A 20,125-nucleotide genomic window follows, 5' to 3' on the forward strand; every position below is an offset into this window, starting at 1 on the left:
ATAAATCATTTGCGAGTAAACAGGGAAGGGAGGAATACCATGGCGACACTGAAATACAGCCGTCAGAGGGAATCGATCAAAGAGTTTCTAAGAACCAGAACAGATCATCCTACTGCCGATGTGGTATATGAGAATATGAAGCTCATCTATCCGAATATCAGCCTCGGTACGGTATATCGCAACTTATCTCTGCTGGCTGATCTGGGAGAGATTAAGAAGCTTTCCTCTTTCGCCGGAGCGGATCACTTTGACGGGCGGACCGAGAGGCACTGCCACTTCATGTGTATCAGATGTGAGCGGATCATCGACCTTGAGAGCGAGGGAATTCACCACATTATGGATCTTGCAGGTGAGAACTTCAAAGGAAAGATTACTGATTACAGTGCCAGATTCTTCGGCCTGTGTGAGGACTGCCTGAAAGAGACAGAAGGCAACTCTGATAGTTCAAAGTAGTTTTGCTTACATCATTAGTGGCCAAATTGGGAATAACAACTAATGATAAAAAGTTGCAAAAAAGCTAAAATTAAACTTGACTTTTTCAATCAAGTATGGTAATCTAAAGTCACAGAAAATAGTAATAATTACTATTATTAAAAAATTACTTTTTCTGCCGCACAGACGGAAAGCAGTAAGAACTAAACGATGCTGAGATAATCAATTTATTTTCTGGCATCCCTAATAAATTCATTAAAAAGAAAAGGAGATTTTAATTATGACAAAATGGGTATGTAGTGTATGTGGTTATGTTTATGAAGGTGAGAAAGCTCCGGAAGCCTGTCCTGTATGTAAGGCACCGGCTGATAAATTCGTAAAGCAGGATGGCGAAATGTCATGGGCTGCTGAACACGTTGTAGGTGTTGCTCAGGGATCCAGCGAAGACATCATGGCTGATTTAAGAGCAAACTTCCAGGGTGAATGCTCTGAAGTTGGTATGTATCTTGCAATGGCAAGAGTTGCTCACAGAGAAGGATATCCGGAAATCGGTTTATACTATGAAAAAGCAGCTTATGAAGAAGCAGAACATGCTGCTAAATTCGCTGAATTATTAGGTGAAGTTGTAACAGACAGCACAAAGAAAAACCTTCAGATGCGTGTAGAAGCCGAGAACGGTGCTACAGCTGGTAAAACAGACCTTGCTAAACGTGCAAAAGCTGCTAACCTTGACGCTATCCATGATACAGTTCATGAAATGGCAAGAGATGAAGCAAGACATGGAAAAGCATTCGCTGGTCTTCTTAAGAGATATTTCGGAGAATAATTCTATCGGAAAATCGCATAAAATAAACCTTTTAAAGGGAGAACCATTGAGGTTCTCCCTTTTTATCCGTTCGTATTTTCATCATTGGAAGCTTAACTGGATTTCGCCTGAAGTCTGGCAACCTGATCTGTCAGAGCATTCATCTTAACTTCATTAATCATAATCCTGTTCATCCAGGTAGCCGACACATCCATCTTATTGATAAGATTCAGATGATTCTCTGCAAGGATAGAAATATTCCTATCCGTTATGTTCTCCAAATGCAGTTTGATATCTGCAAAGTTATTTCTGGTCTCTTCTTCAAAACGCTTCTGACTTTCTTCCATTCGGTTCATCTGGCTTTCGAATTTATCCATTCGACTTTCGAATTTATCCATTCGCGTCCCAAATCCTCTGACCTCTGTCAAAACAGCTTCCAGTATTTGTCTGTCTGTCACCACTTTCACCTCCTCTGTAGCCCGTATCGTTCTTTTGTATGTGATTGATTATATCACATACATAAAAATATGTCTATAAAAATCTATAAACATTAGAGTGTATTTGGAAAATGCGTTACTGTTCACTCCGTTCACAGTAACACGCTTCGCGATGCACAGAATTTATGCTGATCGCATAAATTCGCGCGGTATGTCTCGGGTTTTCTGTGATCTTTGCTCACAAAAAACACCTCGCGGGATATTACCAGTGAACAGTAACGAAAATGCTCCCCACAAGATGTGCGTCACAATTTGTGGGAGATTTTATTTATTATTATCATTCATCTTCGCCTCAATCGCCGCACCAACCCTGTTATAAACAGTCACAGCATCCTGAATATGCGGAATCGTATTTCCATCTGCTCCGGAAGCACCTGCGGAAACAAAGATATATTCCCTGCCCTCAATCTCCGCAAAACTCACCAGACAGTGCCCTGCCTCACTGGTATAGCCGGTCTTGCCACCGAGGATTTTTCCACCTGTGACTGTCGGATCAGACAGATTTTTAAACATTGTACTGTAGTAAGTAATTCCATCCGGGTGGATATTTGTAACTCCGGTAGAATGTCTGGAGGTCTCCACAATCTCACGAAACGTATCATTCTTAATGCAATACTTCATCAAAACAGCAATATCCTTAACCGTACTGTAATGATCCGGATTATGCAGCCCTGTAGAATCACAGAAATGAGTATTCTCCATTCCAAGCTTCCTTGCTTTCTTATTCATCAGCTCCGCAAAATCCGCCTCTGAACCACTGATTGTATCTGCCAGCGCAATACAGCACTCTGCCCCCGAAGGCAACATCGCACCATAGAGAAGATCAATCACCCGGACCTCTTCCCCCGGCTGAAAACCTGCCTGCGTAGCATCCTGCTCATACAATCCGGCGAACATCTCATCCGTCAGAGTAATCTTCTCATCCAGATTATCAAAATTCTCAATCCCCAGTATCACAGTCATAATCTTCGTCATAGAAGCCGGATAAATCTGAGCCTCCCCGTTAATCTCACCCAGAATCTTACCTCCCCTGGCCTGCATCAGGATCGCATTCGGACTGTTAATTCCACTGATATCCACTTCCTTCAGAACCGGCTGCTCAAACTGCTCAAACCACTCCTTCACGCCCTTATTCCATCCGATCATGATAACCAGCGCACAGATAATGATCACCTCAACAAACACACAAGCCACAATCCTGCCCCGGTATCTCCATGCATAACTTCTTCCACCGCTCTTTTTCTGTCTCCTGCCAGCCACAATAACGCCTCCTGTCTGCCTCTATAACATTGCTCAGAAAAAATATATCTAACAAATCTCTAATTCATCCCCCTACTATAACACACCCTTACCAAATCCTGTAATCTTCCATTCCTGCACACCCATACATTGCATCTTTCTCCCTATATCCAATACCTTTCCGTTTTCCCCGCCCGCGAAACCATTACCATTGTATAGCGCAGGAAAATATTTGTTTTCTGATACATCTACAGGAGGTGTAGCAATACTTAGCTTCCGGGAATTTGCGTTATGCCGGAAAAATTCACTGTCTGAGCGAAGCGAGTTTGAATTTTTCCGGCATGGTTTTAGCAAATTTCCGGAAGCTTAGTATTCCTGCCTCCGCAGCCGTATCAGAAAACAAATATTTTCCTGCACGTCCCCATACCCGCCACCCCCAAAAAGAAACGCAAAAAGACCCCCGGAGCATCTCCGAGAGTCTTAAATTGCTAAAATCTATTATGCTAATTTCATCGGGTTGATCTTCACACCAGGTCCCATTGTCGGAGCAATAACAACGCTCTTTAAATACTGACCTTTCAGTGTGCTTGGTCTAGCCTTAACGATAGCATCGATCAGCGTCTGGAAGTTGTCGCTTAACTGTTCCTCTGTAAAGGATGCTTTACCAACCGGAACATGAATGATGTTGGTTTTATCAAGACGGTACTCAATCTTACCTGCTTTGATATCGTGAACTGCTTTAGTAACGTCCATTGTTACTGTACCAGCTTTCGGGTTTGGCATTAAACCTTTCGGTCCAAGTACACGACCAAGACGACCTACAACACCCATCATATCTGGAGTTGCAACAACAACGTCAAAGTCTAACCATCCTTCGTTCTGAATCTTCGGAATAAGATCCTCAGCTCCTACGAATTCAGCACCTGCTGCTTTTGCTTCTTCAGCTTTAGCATCTTTAGCGAATACTAAAACACGAACTTTTTTACCAGTACCATGTGGCAGAACTACTGCACCACGGATCTGCTGGTCTGCATGACGTCCATCGCAGCCTGTACGGATATGAACTTCGATAGTTTCGTCAAATTTAGCAACTGCAGCTTTTTTAACTAAGCTGATAGCTTCTGCGGTATCATATAATGTAGCGCGGTCTACTGCTTTAGCAGCTTCCACGTATTTCTTTCCTCGTTTCATTTCTATAACCTCCTGTGGTATTTGCGGGGAACGCCCTCCCACTTACTATTTAATATTAAAATTAATCAACTACTTCGATTCCCATACTTCTTGCAGTACCAGCGATCATGCTCATAGCTGCTTCAAGGGATGCTGCATTTAAGTCTTTCATCTTAAGTTCAGCGATTTCCTGAACCTGAGCTTTAGTAACCTTAGCAACTTTTGTCTTGTTCGGTACGCCGGAACCGGATTTGATCTTAGCAGCTTTCTTAAGAAGAACTGCAGCCGGCGGAGTTTTGGTTATGAAGCTGAAACTTCTGTCTGCATAAACAGTGATAACTACAGGAATGATTAAGTCTCCCTGATCTGCTGTTCTTGCATTGAACTCTTTTGTGAACTGAACGATATTTACACCGTGCTGTCCAAGAGCTGGACCTACAGGTGGTGCTGGAGTTGCTTTACCAGCCGGAATCTGTAATTTGATATATCCTGTTACTTTCTTTGCCATTTTTCGGCACCTCCTATGTGGTATTGGCGGGGGTTTATGGTCCCTCCCACGATATTGTTACCTTTGCTTGTTACATCTGTTTGATTTCTGCGAAACTAATTTCTACCGGCGTTTCGCGGCCGAAAAGTTCAACATTGATCGTTGCTGTCTGTTTCTGCACATTAAGGGCAGTGATAACACCAACGGTATCTTTCCAGGCACCGCCTGTGACAACAACTGTATCACCCTCTGCGAAATCGACCTGAATTTCCTCTTTCTTGATACCAAGAGGAAGCATCTCTTCCTCGGTCAACGGTACCGGCTTGGACCCTGGTCCAACGAAGCCTGTCACACCTCTGGTGTTACGGACAACATACCATGTATCGTCATTCATAACCATGTTGAGAAGTACATAGCCAGGAAACATTTTCTTCTGAACCTGTTTCAGAGCCCCGTTTTTCAGCTCAGCCACTTCCTGCAGCGGAACACGAACTTCAAGGATCTGGTCTTCCAGGTGTCTGTTTTCGATGGTTTTTTCAATATCGACTTTTACTTTGTTCTCATACCCGGAATAAGTATGAACAACATACCATTTCGCTTCTGACATACAATCACCTTATCCTTATTTCATTAAAAGATTAATGCCTTCGAGAATAAATGAATCCATGACGCTGATCAGTACGCAAAGCACGATCGACACGCAAACTACCACGATAGTCTGCTTAATCAGTTCATTGCGGTCTGTCCAGACAATCTTCCTGAATTCTGACTGAAGTCCCTGAAACCAACTCTTCTTCTGGCTCTTGCCAGCAGATTTTTCATTTCCTTGCATAGCCTGACCTCACAATTCTCTGTGAGTAACTGTTTCGTCCAGTTACCTTGGATTACTTTGTTTCCTTATGCAGAGTGTGTTTGCGGCAGAACTTACAATATTTCTGAGTTTCCATTCTCTCAGGATGGTTCTTTTTCTCCTTAGTCATATTGTAGTTACGCTGCTTGCACTCGGTACATGCTAATGTAATCTTAACGCGCACAACTTCCACCTCCAGTGTTTTCATTTGCATGGTCATTTTCCTCATGCCGGACGATGTATCCGTCATCTTTTCGGGCATAAAAAAAAGACCTAACTTCCATGTCGCTTGTCAAGTTTATCACACATGGCATGCCTAAGTCAAGTCTTTTCTTATTATTTATGCCTATATTTCATCGCATATTTTTTACAGGAGCTTCCCTAATCTGCCTTTACCCGGTCGGCTCTGTCTGAAATATGATAGGAACCCTTGAAGGTACGTTTCACCTGATACAGACATCCGTCTGCCTCCTCATACAGGTCCTGGAAAGTGATATCTCTTCCATCTGAGAAAACAATCCCCATAGATGCGGAGATCATTACCTCCAGGTTTTCTTTCACATAATCAATATGCAGCTTCGCAGAAAGTACACGCAGACTCTCCTCCGCCGCTTCCCTGGTCATATCCGGCAGAAATACCACAAACTCATCACCGCCCAGACGACAGACGATGTCCTGAGCCCTGCAATGCTTCTTCATGATCAGGACAACCTCGCAGAGAGCCCTGTCTCCCCACATATGTCCCATGACATCATTGAGCGTTTTGAAATTATCCAGATCCACAATAGCAAAAGTATTTACACATCCCGGATGAAGTTCCTGCACAAGCATCCGGTTTATGGCAGATGTGCCCGCTGCCCTGTTCATGGCACCTGTCAGAAGATCCGTCCTTGCCTCCTTCTGAAGCTTGAGCATATCATTCTCCATATCCGTAACATCCTCGATACTGCCGACCATACGGGACACTTTTCCCAATTCATCGTACAGATTCGTAGTCTTGACCTGCAGATACCGCATACGTCCTCCTGCCCACACCTTCACCTTCTGTGAATGCAAAGCTTCAGCAGAATCTACCCTGGCAAATATATCCCTGATCACAGAACAGGTTTCCGGATTGATCTCCCTGATTTTCCGAAGCATGACCGGTACGCTGAGCTCTGACTGATCCAGTCCCAGATTCTGATATTTGTCATTCAGAAACTGTATCTGTTCTGTTTCCACATCATAAGTAAAAACGCACAGGTCACTCTCCCTTGCTGTGATGCGGTAAGTTTCCTCATTCAGCATAAGCTGACGGTTCAGATTGCGGATAGCGATCCTGTCCTCACGCCGAAAATACAGATAAACTCCAATAACTACTATAAGACTCAGGATGATCACCAGAGTAATCACAAATACCCATATCCGGTATCTGAGTCCTGCCTGATGAATATACCTGTTATCAGCCATTGTTACTGCAAACAGCTTCGTACCGTCCACAGGTGCCGCAGTCACCATATAATCTCCATCTTCATCTGAAATCGCAAAGTAATATCGGAATCCACTGTCCATCTGGGACTTAATATCGGAAATCGGCAGACTCAGTTCACGCCCCTCCAGCCAGGTCAGGAAATCATTACCAAAAGTGTCATTGCCGCCATCAGACACAATATATTTTCCATGATTATCCATCACAAAAAGCCCTGCATATCCTTTTCTACGGTCTGCCTTTCCATATACGTCCAGACTGCTGCACGGAAGCGTCCCACAGAGCACTCCCTTAATCTGCTGTGCCTCATTTTTGACAGGTACTGACAATATCACTCCATCTACATAGGAATATCCATTTTCTGCCAGCCCCCTGTTACCTAACATAGCCATCAGGAAGTATTCTTTCAGGGAATAAGCCTGTCCGTCCTGCACGCAACGGCCATCCTCACTGATAATCTTCAGCGAATCAAACTTCTCTGTGTGACGATGAAATTTCTCCCTCAGCATCTCCTCTGTCTGTACTTCATCTAAAGGCATATCACTGATATAATCTGCCGCACACTCCAGAAGATCATAGTACATATCAATCCGGCTTCCAACAAGTGCTGCATTCTGCTCTGTCCATTCCAGAAGAGAATCTCTGGCTCTGGAATTCTCTGTTCTCATCACAAAACTGTTAAAATAAAATAAGGCAGCTGTGATGATAATCACTGCGATCATTCCTGCCATAAACAGAATCCGCTTTCGCTTCTTTTTATCATCTGTGCCGTTCTTATCATCAAATCTTTTCATACGCAGCTTTCTCTCCTCCGCTCTCGTTCTGCCTATGATAAAGTCATATACTGCCAGTCCTTTCTACAGACTGGCAGTTATGTCTTGTATTTCATTATATGGACCTGTGGAGAGATTGTCAAACAGAACGTCACTATGCACATATGAAAAGCGGAGCCCGCAAACGGACTCCGCTCTGTTGTTACTTATTTATCATTTTTTCTTTTCTTCTTGTAGAAGATTCCGCCTGCAATGGCAAGGGCTGCGATTACAAGAACTGCTGCATAAGCACCGATCGGGGTGTTATCGCCGGTCTTGACTGCTACCTTTCCACTGAGTGCACTGCTGTAAGAAGCCGGTGTTGAACCTCCGCTTACAGGAGTTCCTGATGACGGAGTACTCGTTGTAGCTTTGTTGACAATCTTAAGCAGACCACCCTTGTAAGAATAATCAATTTCTCCACTTACAGAGAAGTTATAATCATCATCAACTTTGATCGTTACACTTCCTGCACCTGTATATCCGGTCGGAGCCTGAACCTCTGTCAGAGTGTAGGTACCCGGTTCAAGTTCTAATTCATGAGCACTTGCCTCGGATGTCCACTCATCGATCACAGATCCGTCCTCGTCAGTCAGTCTGAAACTTGCGCCTGCAAGACCGACACCATTTCCATCAGTCTTCTGTACGCGAAGCTTACCGTCTGTATCTTCCGGAATTTTGTTTACAAGGTTGATGTTACCGGCCAGGTTATCCTTACTTAAAGCAACTGTACCTTCACCGGTTACTTCATATTCAAAGACATCAAGGTCAAGAATATTTCCGTCTGCATCTGTTTCCAGAATGCAGTAGTTGATCGGCTCTGTACCGTCTTTGCCTCCAAGAGGAACCTCAACAGTAACTGTGTCATTCTGTACCAGCGTTACTACCGTGAACAGATTATAAACACCATCATCGCCTTTTGTAAAGACACCTGCATAGAACGTATCGTCCGTAGTTGTCTGTGTGGTACCTTTCAATACCTGTTTGTTAATGTTGATCTCGCCCTTATAGGAATAACCTGTAGGAATATCAAAGAATACATTCTCCAGGTTTACAGCACCTTCCTTAGGACCAGCTTTCAGATCCAGTTTCACGGTATTGGAACCGCCATCAACTGTACACATAAACTGTGATCCATTGTGCATACCCTGCTGATCAAGATTAATCACATTGCCGTTTGCATCTGTCTCATATACATAATAGGTGCCCTGTGCCAAATCACTGAAGGTTACACTTCCTGCGGAAGCATTTACCAGATGAATGGCCTGCGGGAGAGCTCCCTTGTATGGATACTTACCTGCTGCATCTGTAAACAGATTTACATAGAAGGTATCGTCCTGAGCGATCAGATCTATGAAATCACCGCCATTTGCGTAAGTAACTTTCTTGGTTACTGTGATCTGACCGGAACCAGATGCCTGGTAGTCAACCATAGTAACTTCGATTACGTCCTTATCCTCCATCTTAAATGTCTGATCCGGAGCCACTGTGTAGCCGGACGGAGCTGAAACCTCACTTAATGTGTAGGTCTCGCCTACTGTGAGGAGACCTGTGATCTCATGAGCCTTTCCGTCAGATGTCCACTTGTCAAGTTCCTTACCGGTGGAATCTTTCACTACGAGCTGTGCACCGCTGAGTGCTTTGCCGCTCTCGTCAGTCTTGAGGATACTTGCTTTGGTCGGAGCATCCTTCATTACAACCTTGGTTGTCTTTCCTGTCTTATCAACAGTAAATTCAATATCTTTAGCTGTTCTGTATCCTGCCGGAGCACTTACTTCATGAAGAATGTAAGTTACATCTGCAACAAGTGCTGCTGTAACTGCATGAGTCTTACCATCAGATGTCCATTCTTCCATTACCTTGCCATTCTTGTTCAGAATCTGAAGTTTCGCACCTGCGATCTCTTTCTCGCCTGTCAGGTCTGTCTTGCTTACTGTTACGCTTGTCTGTGCATCTTTCATTACAACTTTCGTTGTAGAACCATCTTTGTTTACTGTGAACTTCACATCGTCTGCGATTGCATATCCGTCAGGAGCTTCAGTCTCACGAAGGATGTAAGATTCACCTGCTTTCAGTTTCTTAGTTACTTTATATTCCTCATTTGTAGAAGTCCAAGATTCCAGAACTGTCTTGCCATCGCTGGACAGAATCTGTAATTTTGCTCCAGGAAGCTCCTTGGTACCTGCCAGGTCTGTCTTGGAAACTACTACTACATTTTTAGCGTCGTGCATGGTTACTAACTGCTCATTGCCCTCGATGGAATCTACATGAACTGTAAACTCAACATCCTTTGCATATGCATAACCGTCCGGTGCTGTCTTCTCATGAAGAATATAGGTGTTACCTGCAACAAGTGGTTTCTTGCAGTCTTTTTCTGTAATGATTACAGGTTTGTCTGCAGTTTTCCACTCTGCAATCACGCTGTTATCTGCTTTATCCAGAATCTGAAGGACTGCTCCCGGAAGTTCATCTGTATCGGTGATATCCTTCTTGCTTACCTTGATCTGAAGTTTGGCATCTCGCATTACTACAGCGGATTCAACTTTGTCATTAATAACAATTTCTCCTTTGTCCGTCAGAACAAATTTGATATCGTCTGCATTTGCATATCCGGCCGGCGGTGTTACCTCATGAAGAGTATATGTCTCACCAATTTTTAACACTCCGGTAACTACTTTATCCTTCTTATCCTCAGTTTCCCAGGTTTTTACTACTTCTTTACCTTCAGAATCAAGAATCTGAAGTTTTGCTCCTCCAATAGAATCTTCACCAGTGATTGCCTTCTTACTGATAGTAACACTGGTCTGGATGTCTTTCATTGTTATCTGACCATTTTCAACAACTTTATCATTAACAACAACCTCACCATCATCATTCAGTGTAAATTCAACTGGATCTGCAATTGTATAACCATCCGGTGCCTTAGTCTCAACCAGATAATATTTCTGACCACTGGTAAGTTTACCTGTAATGTCATGAGCTTTATCATCTGTAACCCAACTCAGTCCTTCGATTGGATTCTTAGAAGCATCCTGAATTTCAAGTGTTGCACCACTCAGGGCTTTACCTTCTTTATCTACCTTAAGAATAGAAACATTTGTCTTCTCATCATACATTTTAACTGTAATCGGATCTGAATTTTCTGTTCCAGCCTCTTGAGCAGTTATTGTAAATGGTACCGCCTCAGCAAGTTTATAACCTTCTGGTGCTTTTGTCTCAACCAGGAAATAATTTCCTGCTGCAAGACCATTTACTGTTTTCAGTGATTCTTCTGATGTCCATTTCAGTTCTTCACCATCTGCAGTTACTGCAATTGTGTCTGATGGTATGACTTTATTGTCTTTGTTTGTTGTACTTGTTCTGACTTCCAGTTCTGCACCTTTTACATATACTGGAATTTCTTCAGTGCTGGTAGTTTTATCCAGTTTTGCAAAGCTAATTTCATTCTTAGTATTTGTTACCTGAATTAAATGTTCAGCCATCGTCTGACCATTTATCTGTACATCTCCAACTGCACTGACTGTAAAGATTATTTCCGCTGCCGGAGTATACCCACTCGGAGCCTTTGTTTCAATCAACTTGTATTCTTTACCAGTTTTTATCTTAGTTGTACTAACTCTGTGTTTTGTTCCATCTGAGGTCCAGCTGTCAATCAAATATCCTTTTTCATCTTTTGACTTCTCAGGATCAATAATCTTAAATTCAGCACCAACAAGTTCCTTCTCTCCACTAACATCAGTCTTTGAAATTACAACCTCAATCGGTTTATCTTTCATAACAACTTTTGTTATAGAACCATCTTCATTTACTTTAAACTTCACATCTGCTGCAACAGTATATCCATCAGGCGCTGTAATTTCCCTAAGAATATAAGTTTTACCAGCTTCCAAATTTGTCGTTACCTTATGTGCCTTATTTGTAGATGTCCAGGACTCAAGTACGTTTTCACCAGTTTCATCAAAAATTTTCAGTTCTGCTCCAGGAAGTTCTGCATCTGTATCAGCAATATCTGTTTTGCTTATTTCAATTTCAGCAGTTCTATTGTAAATTGTTGTATGGTCAGAAGTATTAGTTACCGTTGTTGCCTGATATCCAGCAGGAACATTTAATTCTTTTACTTCATATATAATTGGTTTTCCGTTAAAGTTCTTCGGAAGATCATTCCATGAACAGGTAACTGTATCATCATCCTTGCCCTTCTCAGGAATAGAAACCTTTTGAATTGGTTTATTTGTTACTGGAAGAACATTCTGTTTATTATCAGGATCAAGACTCTCAAATGTTTCATCATCTACAGGAAGCATTTCCGTATAATCCTTTTTAGCAGTGTCATAAACCTTCATATATAATTTAAAATCTACAGTTCCTGTTGGCCGCTTAACATCTTTATCATCAAACCATGTTTTAATTAACTGTTTAGAAATCTTATCCGTTTCATGTGTATTGACGATTTCTATTCTGTTTCCATTAACTTCATTTGAAGTCATTTTATAATGGCTATCAAGATCAACCTCTTCAACAGTATATTTAATTTCTTTCTTATTGCCCGCATCATCAAGCTGATATTTCGGAAGATTCTTCCACTCATTCGGAGTTATAATCCATGGAGAAACAGTATAATCCGTAGGTGTTACCTCTACTATTCCAAGTTCATGAGGAACTGTTGTCCAACTCTTTCCATCCCATTTACCATTTGCGTCCAATGTCTGTTCATATGTATTATATGAGTTTTTTCCGTCTGCCTTCAACTGAAGTTTAATAGATTTCGGACGAACACCATCTGAATTGTTGTTGTCATTCCATATCTTACTTACTTCTACACTTGTTGTCTCTGGAGTATAGTTATTGGTAATTACAAATGTATTATCTTGTTCCTCAGAATATTCTGGAGTATACCCATTTGGAATTGTATCTGCAACTTCTTCCACTGAATATTTAATCAGATAAGTTTTTCCATCTGTCCAACGCCAATATTTCGGTAAGTTCTCCCAAGTATATGTTGCGCTTTCTCCATCAATTAATTTAAGGATTTGTGTTTCTTCTGCATCAACAAAGGTGTTTTTACTTTCATCATACTTTCTTACATCTACAGACTGTAACTCTGGATTCTTTGAATCTTTGCTAATATCAATCTGTGCTTTCAGGGTTACTTCAATATCACTTCTTAACTTGCTGACGTTGTTACCATCGTTCCATAATTTCTTAACAGTTTTATTTACAGTTTCTGGTTTATAGGTATTTGTAATAGTCAGTCCATCCTTATTTGAAGCCTTACTATATTTACCTAATTCTTCTTTAGAAATTTCACCTGTACCTGTAAGACTCATTTCTTTGACAATGTATTTAATCTCTGTACCGTCCTCAAACTTCGGTAATTTCTCCCAGGTCACTGTCCATATATCTGCATTACTCTGACCTGTAACTGTTACTATTTGTGAACCGTTTTTACCATTGCCATCTTTTTCAACTGCTGTTTCTTTTCCATTAACAACTTTATATAGTTGGAATCTTACCTTATCCGGGCGGTTACCATCACGGTCAGAATCATCATTCCATACTTTAGTTGCAGTTTTGCTAACCAAATCTGCTTTATGAGTATTTGTAATAGTTACCTCATAGACTTTATCTGTATCATTGTATGTTGGCTCTGTAACTTCTGATTCATAATCAGTAATTGATACTTCTTCTACTGAATAGGAAATTGTTTTTCCATCCATGTAAACTGGAAGATTTTTCCATTCAATCGAGCCCCACTGATTAGCCTTAGGATCATTAGGATCAGCAGACATGGATTTTTTAGAATTATTACCCGTAAGTACTTTAATGCTATTCGTTACGTCCTGAGTTTTCCCATCTTTAGATATAGTAGCTTTTAATGTTACAGTAATACTTTCAGGACGTTTATTATCCTGATTACTATTATCCTCCCATTTCTTAGTTACTCGTATTGTTGTTGTTTCAGGTGTATGTTTGTTAGTAATGATAAAAGCTTTGTTATTATCTGGATTCTTTATTTCTGTTGTATAATCATTTACTTCATTCTCACGTACTATATATGGAATCTCTGTGTCTTTAAGTGTTTCAGAAGCACCAGATACATATCCCCATTTTGGTTCCAGCTTATTCCATTCTACAGGATTCCATTGGACCTTTTTCTTATCACCATTGGAAACTTTCGATGCCTTATCGTCAGATGCTGCATATGGAGTATAAACCACATTATCAATAATAATGTCATTCTCTCCCTTGTTTGTAGTTTCGTAAGTTCCCTTGTCGTTAAGTTTCGGACGATACAATGTAAATGTAACATTATTTGGGCGTTTGCCATCCTGATTATTGTTATCATCCCATACTTTGGTTGCTGAAACAGAAATAAGATTTGAATAAGTGTTAGTTAAAACATACGTTCCGTCTTTATCCTTGCTATTGCTTGTAAGGTTCCAGCCATTTGGAAGCGTTCCCTCTTCCGTCACACTATATACAATTTCCTTTCCGTTATAGCATTTCGCAAGATCTGTCCAGCTTGTTGTATCCTTCCAGTCAGAATTCTTATTTAATTGTATCGTTTCTTGAATACTTGATTTTCCAGTTATTTGTGCAAGAGATAAATTACTACCGCCCTCAACTGTTGCAACAAGTTTTACATTAATACTCTCTGGAATTTTCGCAGAACTATCTCCATTCGTATTCCATTTTTTCTCTACTGGAATACTTACTTTTTCATATTTATAAGTATTAGTAAATGTATAACTTGATGGATTATTCTCAGGTTCTTTTTGAACACTTGTTAGTTTATAATATTTACCATCTTTTTTACTTGGAATGTTTGTATCTGAATCAACTATCTTAGTGCCATTATTGGTATCTAATATTTCTTCTACTTTATACGAAATAGTCACTCCTGCTTCAGTTTTCGCCGGAAGATAATCCCATCTATGGTACCATTCATCATCATTGTTACCTTTTTTATCTCTTGATGTTAATTCAATTTTTCCATTGTATGTATATGTCCAAGTAGTAACAGTTCCATCCGTATTTTTTACATTATAACTGTACTCCTGATCCTGTCCAACAGCTTTCCATGTTTCACCACCATCAACCGACTTATATAACTGCATTGATATACTATCAGGACGGCTTTCATCAGAATTATGATTGTCATTCCAAACTTTAGTTACATCAATGCTTGTGTTGTTTGATTTTTTGTAGTTTGTAATTGTAATTGTTCTGGTAGTAATTCCATTCTGTTCTGTGTCCGGAGAATAATCATATGTGGCATCATATTTTTCTAATGTATTCGACTCTTCTACTACCTCATATTTAATTTCATTGTTGTTACTATCATACTTTGGAAGATTATCCCAAGTATATGTCCAATTAACCAGAGGATTCGTACTAGCCTGTAAAGTTTTTTCTGTCTCAACATTAGTCAATGGATAATCATTTCCATTAACAGTTGCTTTAAGCGTTACATTAATACTTGTTGGATTATTAGCGGACTGTTCATTCCAATTCTTAATTACTTTTACAGAAATAACTTTTTCATTTGGTATTGTCTGCTCACCTTGATTAGAAAGTTTATTACCGGCAGCAGAAGCATTATCATATATAAATTCCCATGGTTTACAAATTTTATATCCGTTCTGTGCCTCAGTTTCCACAAATTTATATCTTTGACCAGACTTTAACTCAAACCCCTTTTTGACTCCACAAATAGTTCCAAGTCCATCCGGTAAATTAGAAGTATTCTGTGCAAATGTAATTTTTCCTTTGCCCGTTCCCTCGCCAGCCGTCTCAGCAACATCAGTAATAGCTACCCAATCAGTTCCATTCCACCACTCTAACTGGAATTTTACTCCGCTTAATGGGGTATTATCCTGTTTATCAATCTTATATATAGTAACATATTTTTCTGTTACTCCGCCTTCTGCAGAACCATTAGCTGAAATTGTTACATCAGCATCATCTTTAGATGTCTTGGCAGCGAATTCAGCCCAGTTTGAATAATGAAGTTTATTGTCAGCTCCGACTTTATAATCATCATTTGGACTAATAACGGCAACATAACTTAATTTATATTTATGCTGTCCCGTTGAATTAATAGATACTATTAACTCATTTACCTTTTTACCGTCTTTCTGTATATCTTTATTATATACATATCCAAATTTGACATCTTGGTTGGGTTTTTCTATATCAGTTACCTTAATTGTACTTTCCTGAATATTTACACTGGTATCTGAATAATCTTTAATAACATATTCATAATTCTGATCCTGTTTAATATCCAAAGTATAACCGTCTACTTCAACTGAATACTTAGCTTTATAAGCATTTTCTACGCTAACCTCGTCTTTATTAAGCAAATGTTTTACGATTCTAGTCGCGTTCGTGTCAATACTGGCAGTAACTCCATTTTCCCCACCTATTGGCTTATTATTCAGAGTAAATACTGCATTATTACTAAATAACGTATCATTTTGTCCAGCTCCATTGTCAATTTCAGACTGATAATCTATTGTCCAAGTATATTTATCAGACAATGGATAACTAACAGTAAATATAACTTTTTTCTTATTACTTGAATCCACAGTCAAGCCCTTAGATGTGAGATCAGAAGGTGTTCCTTCTCCAGCATTTCCTGTCCATCTATATAAATGGGCCGTACCATCTTTATAACTATGTTTTCCCGTTAATGTATCCGTAACTGTCAAGGCGTTTTCATCAATATCTCCCAAACCTTTACTTAACGTTATTCTCCAGTCCAATAGTCTGGAATTTTCACTATTAACACTTCCAGATTTTCCAAAAGAATATGGTTTTATCTCTTCTTCTGCATCAACAAATTCATTTTTGGTTGTTGAAGTTATTCTAGCTTCATTCGATACTGTTCCTTCTGCTACTTCCAGCTTTGTATAATAAGTAATCGTAACAGTATACCCCTGATTGTTCTCGCCTGAAGGCAATTCAGAAGTACTCTCTGAATTGCCAAAAAGAATTGTCATTACTTTATTATTATCAGTTAAAGCAATCTTTGTCTTTGCACGCGTTTCTGCATTTATACCTTCAATTTTAATTTTAGGTTCTGTGTCTCCTATCTCATTTGTAACAAACACATGTCCATCTGAAAGGGTATCAGTAAAGACTGCATTTTTCAAACCATTAGCAGGAACTTTGATAGTTGCTTCCCACTTGGCATATTTATTTCCATCTATATCTTTTGTTGTAACAAATTTCTTAGAAAGTATGCCATCTGTTCCTTCGCTTCCGCTACCTGGTCCATACACAACATCTGTTTTAACTGTATTTGCACCTTTTGAAACTTCACCTATATTTCCATATTGCTTTGTGTCTAAACCAGGTGTTGTTAATGTATAATACACAAAAGTATATTTATGCTTTCCGGATTCAGAAATTGTATATGACCATGTTTCCTGTCCACTATTATTATGGCCATATGTTACATCATTCCACCCTAATTCTTTACTAGATGTTGAAGCATTATCCACAAACACTTCAATTTTTGAACTCTTATCATATCTCAGACCTGTGCCAACTAATGTATCTGTAACAACAAGACCATTAACATCTGCCTTTGCATCTTTGTTAACTACTAATGTCCATTTTATCCTGCCATTTTCAAAAGTTCCAGCAGCTTTTCTTATCCAGTCTATCTTGTAGCTTCCATATGCTTTCAGAGGTTGAGTCTGCTTATTTCCATCATATTTAATAACTGCTGTATTTCCCAATTGATCTACAGATGTACCTGGTACAATATTTTCAGAATTAATCGTAGCTTTATATCTGACTTTTATATTTTTACTTACCGTTTTCCCATTTTCATCTTGTGATGCCTTTAATAATTCATCAGATAAGTTTATTGTGAACTTATTATTTTCGTCTGGAGCTGTATATGTAAGCGAGTTCCAAGTATTTCCACCATCAGTACTTACTTCTACTGAATTAGGTGTTAATACAAGATTCTTCTCCATTGTATCTTCTATCGTCGTACCTGCAGGATTGCCAAATGATGTAACATCTATTGTAAATGTAAAACCATCATTTTCATCATATCTGGAAACACTCTTAGAAGCACTAAGTATAGCATCATCAAACTTTAACGTCCATTTTGTATCACCAATTGTAACTTCTTCTGTTTGACCAGATGTTTTTTTGAAACTTCCTGATAAATCAACTGTACCTTCTACATTATCATAATCCTTTACTAAATCCGGATTCATCTGAATATAAAGTGTATTTGTTGTTCCATCTACCATAAAAAATCCCGGATTAGCATATATATCCCGTATTGATTGAGGTGTTGTGCTTTTCCATGCCAACGGAGTCCACGGAATATCCGCTGAAATGTTTAAGGTATCCGGTAATTTATACTTTAAATTAGGTGTTGAATCCATCTGCTTCTCAGGAGTTACCGTTTCTCCAAATGGCAAATGAATAGAAAAGCTTCCACCTGTTAAATCTGTAGTTGGATTGTATCCTGTAACTAAGTTTCCAGAAGCATCTCTCATTTCCATAGTAATGCCATGAAAAAAAGTTTCCAAATCTCCAGGATAGCTATTAACTTCGGAATTTTCCTGTGTCATCTTTTTATCAGCATTCACAGCAGTTGATTGGTCATCTTCAGTATCTGCATCATTTGCCTGTGCCTTAGGAGCTTTAGCTTTTTTTATCTTAAGGCGATCCTTACTTTGTCCCAACAATTTGTTCTGCTCATCAAGTTTTGCCTGTTTGTCATCATCAACTGCCTGAGTAGTTTCCGGTGTCGGTGTTGCTTCCGGGACTTCAGTCACTTCCGGTATCGGTGTCGCTTCCGGGACTTCTGTCACTTCCGGTGTCGGTGTCGCTTCCGGGACTTCTGTTACTTCCGGTGTCGGTGTCGCTTCCGGGACTTCTGCTACTTCCGGTGTCGGTGTTACTTCCGGTGCTTCAGTCACTTCCGGTATAGTCTCCTCCGGTTTAACTTCCGGTTTTTCCTCCGGTTCTGTCTGTGGTGGAGCAACTTCCGGTGCAGGTTCCACCGGTGCCTGTGTAGGCACAAGAATCTCCGTATTCTCCCATGTATAGCTGCAGGATGTTCCATCCACATACCATGCATTTACTACGCCATCCAGGTTCTCCGGGATGATCTGGGCTGCGAACTGGTAGGCAACAGTTTCACCTGCGCCGATTGTCTGGTCAGTCCACATAACAATCTGATCATAGCCGTCGGCACTTCCATCCGGAAGATCAGCTGTATTGTTGCTGTCTACCGCATAGGCACCTGCACCTGCTGTTTCGGTTCCGTATCCGTTTACCCAACTCAGCTGTGCAGAATTAAGCAGTGCTTTAACGCTTACACCTGTTGCAGGGTTCTCAGCGTCATTATTTGTAATCTGAGCGGTCATCTGCACGAAGTTACAGGTGGTTCCACTGACATCTGCCTGGAACACGCTCTGGGTAATGGTTGCAGATACATCTGCATTGGAAGTCTTTGCCTCAGTTGTTGCATTTCCTGATTCCGGGCTTCCGATATCTGTACTGCCATTCCCATTTTCCTGCGTTTCCTGGGATTGCGTCTTATACTCCTCTCCGTTTGCTCTTGTGTCGACCTGACTCTGAGCCGGCTGTGTTTCTTCAGTCTGTCCCTGATTACCGGCAAGTCGCTGTTCAATCTGTTCATTTGTGACATCTGCAAATACCATAACTGACTGTGCATTCTGCAGCATCATAACTACTGTCAGCATCATAGCAAGTATTTTGCGCCACTTTCTGGTCTTTTCCATAAACCATTCCTCCTGTCTTTTTTATTTTATTATAAATTTTTGATAGCTGTCCTGTGTGTTTATATCATTGTCTCTGTCGTCTTACTCTTCTTCTCATGTAACCATGTCACACCTCCTTTGCGTTCCGGGGGAAGTTCATAATCCATGGAAACATCCCTTGTTTCTACCTTAACAGTTATTTTCTGACTGCCCATTACTTTTCTGAAATTGGAAAGAATTCTTCTCGCCACTTTCTGTGAAGATTCGTAATTGCAATAAGGAAGCATTACCAGGTATTGCTCATCACTGTACCTGGCAACCACATCTCCCATCCGCAGATATTTCTTCAACACCTGCCAGAGTTTTGTGCTGGCTTTTTTCCTGTAATATTGTATCCTGGCCGGATCTGCCTGTTTATCCTGCAAATCCAGCCGAATGGTAAGAAGCATAACATATTCTGTGATCCCGGCGCGCAAAGCTCTTCTGGCTTCCAGGCGGTAGATTTCTCTGAATACCGTGTATTCGCAGAAAAAAACACCCTCCGGATCTGGTATGCTCCCCGTCAAGAGGACAATAAAAAATAATAAATTTTTGTATCGTCAG

General features: G+C 40.4%; 13 protein-coding genes. 2 read left to right on the forward strand and 11 right to left on the reverse strand.

What is annotated here, in order from left to right; translation table 11 throughout:
• The first annotated feature begins 39 nt into the window (after nt 1–39).
• Nucleotides 40–453, forward strand: a complete 414-nt coding sequence (locus tag LJE09_RS05775) for a Fur family transcriptional regulator (protein ID WP_008705371.1) — start codon at nt 40–42, stop codon at nt 451–453.
• A 259-nt stretch (nt 454–712) separates the two neighbouring features.
• The gene (locus LJE09_RS05780) at nt 713–1,258 is read left to right on the forward strand and encodes an NADH peroxidase (protein ID WP_008705373.1); all 546 of its coding nucleotides are present in this window, start codon (nt 713–715) and stop codon (nt 1,256–1,258) included.
• A 92-nt stretch (nt 1,259–1,350) separates the two neighbouring features.
• Here the strand turns inward: LJE09_RS05780 and LJE09_RS05785 are convergent, their stop codons facing one another.
• The 11 genes from LJE09_RS05785 to LJE09_RS05830 form a co-directional block, all read right to left on the reverse strand.
• Nucleotides 1,351–1,695, reverse strand: a complete 345-nt coding sequence (locus LJE09_RS05785; protein ID WP_226852791.1) for a hypothetical protein — start codon at nt 1,693–1,695, stop codon at nt 1,351–1,353.
• A gap of 241 nt (nt 1,696–1,936) precedes the next feature.
• Nucleotides 1,937–2,002 (reverse strand): DUF6783 domain-containing protein, encoded by a 66-nt coding sequence (locus tag LJE09_RS19120; protein ID WP_349826297.1) that lies wholly within the window; start codon nt 2,000–2,002, stop codon nt 1,937–1,939.
• Nucleotides 1,999–2,994, reverse strand: coding sequence for a D-alanyl-D-alanine carboxypeptidase family protein (locus tag LJE09_RS05790; protein ID WP_227311038.1), 996 nt, complete (start codon nt 2,992–2,994; stop codon nt 1,999–2,001). Before LJE09_RS05790 ends, LJE09_RS19120 begins: the two co-directional genes overlap by 4 nt.
• A gap of 477 nt (nt 2,995–3,471) precedes the next feature.
• On the reverse strand, nt 3,472–4,164 hold the full coding sequence (rplA, locus tag LJE09_RS05795) for a 50S ribosomal protein L1 (protein WP_008705377.1): 693 nt from the start codon (nt 4,162–4,164) through the stop codon (nt 3,472–3,474).
• Between the two features lie 61 nt (nt 4,165–4,225).
• Nucleotides 4,226–4,651, reverse strand: a complete 426-nt coding sequence (gene rplK / locus LJE09_RS05800) for a 50S ribosomal protein L11 (RefSeq protein ID WP_008705378.1) — start codon at nt 4,649–4,651, stop codon at nt 4,226–4,228.
• 70 nt (nt 4,652–4,721) lie between these two features.
• Nucleotides 4,722–5,237, reverse strand: a complete 516-nt coding sequence (gene nusG / locus LJE09_RS05805; protein WP_008705379.1) for a transcription termination/antitermination protein NusG — start codon at nt 5,235–5,237, stop codon at nt 4,722–4,724.
• A gap of 15 nt (nt 5,238–5,252) precedes the next feature.
• Nucleotides 5,253–5,462, reverse strand: coding sequence for a preprotein translocase subunit SecE (gene secE / locus LJE09_RS05810; RefSeq protein WP_008705380.1), 210 nt, complete (start codon nt 5,460–5,462; stop codon nt 5,253–5,255).
• Between the two features lie 52 nt (nt 5,463–5,514).
• A complete protein-coding gene (gene rpmG / locus LJE09_RS05815; RefSeq protein WP_025578252.1) occupies nt 5,515–5,664 on the reverse strand; it encodes a 50S ribosomal protein L33 in 150 nt (49 codons plus the stop codon).
• A gap of 197 nt (nt 5,665–5,861) precedes the next feature.
• A complete protein-coding gene (locus LJE09_RS05820; RefSeq protein WP_227311040.1) occupies nt 5,862–7,742 on the reverse strand; it encodes a sensor domain-containing diguanylate cyclase in 1,881 nt (626 codons plus the stop codon).
• Nucleotides 7,743–7,927: 185 nt separating this feature from the next.
• Nucleotides 7,928–19,543 carry a SpaA isopeptide-forming pilin-related protein gene (locus LJE09_RS05825; RefSeq protein ID WP_227311041.1) on the reverse strand — a complete coding sequence of 3,872 codons (11,616 nt, stop codon included), beginning with the start codon at nt 19,541–19,543 and terminating at the stop codon, nt 7,928–7,930.
• 59 nt (nt 19,544–19,602) lie between these two features.
• Nucleotides 19,603–19,971: a diguanylate cyclase domain-containing protein gene (locus LJE09_RS05830; RefSeq protein ID WP_227311043.1), complete on the reverse strand. Its 369-nt coding sequence runs from the start codon at nt 19,969–19,971 to the stop codon at nt 19,603–19,605.
• Nucleotides 19,972–20,125 lie beyond the last annotated feature (154 nt).

The sequence above is a fragment of the Blautia sp. DFI.3.45 genome (genome assembly GCF_020593505.1).
Taxonomy (GTDB): Bacteria; Bacillota; Clostridia; order Lachnospirales; family Lachnospiraceae; genus Blautia_A; species Blautia_A wexlerae.

Excerpts from the sequence above, each read along its gene's own strand:
- LJE09_RS05775 (WP_008705371.1), top strand. The coding sequence starts at position 40 with ATGGCGACACTGAAATACAGCCGTCAGAGGGAATCGATCAAAGAGTTT.
- LJE09_RS05780 (WP_008705373.1), top strand. The coding sequence starts at position 713 with ATGACAAAATGGGTATGTAGTGTATGTGGTTATGTTTATGAAGGTGAG.
- rplA (WP_008705377.1), bottom strand. The coding sequence starts at position 4,164 with ATGAAACGAGGAAAGAAATACGTGGAAGCTGCTAAAGCAGTAGACCGC.
- rplK (WP_008705378.1), bottom strand. The coding sequence starts at position 4,651 with ATGGCAAAGAAAGTAACAGGATATATCAAATTACAGATTCCGGCTGGT.
- nusG (WP_008705379.1), bottom strand. The coding sequence starts at position 5,237 with ATGTCAGAAGCGAAATGGTATGTTGTTCATACTTATTCCGGGTATGAG.
- secE (WP_008705380.1), bottom strand. The coding sequence starts at position 5,462 with ATGCAAGGAAATGAAAAATCTGCTGGCAAGAGCCAGAAGAAGAGTTGG.
- LJE09_RS05820 (WP_227311040.1), bottom strand. The coding sequence starts at position 7,742 with ATGAAAAGATTTGATGATAAGAACGGCACAGATGATAAAAAGAAGCGA.
- LJE09_RS05825 (WP_227311041.1), bottom strand. The coding sequence starts at position 19,543 with ATGGAAAAGACCAGAAAGTGGCGCAAAATACTTGCTATGATGCTGACA.
- LJE09_RS05830 (WP_227311043.1), bottom strand. The coding sequence starts at position 19,971 with ATGCTTCTTACCATTCGGCTGGATTTGCAGGATAAACAGGCAGATCCG.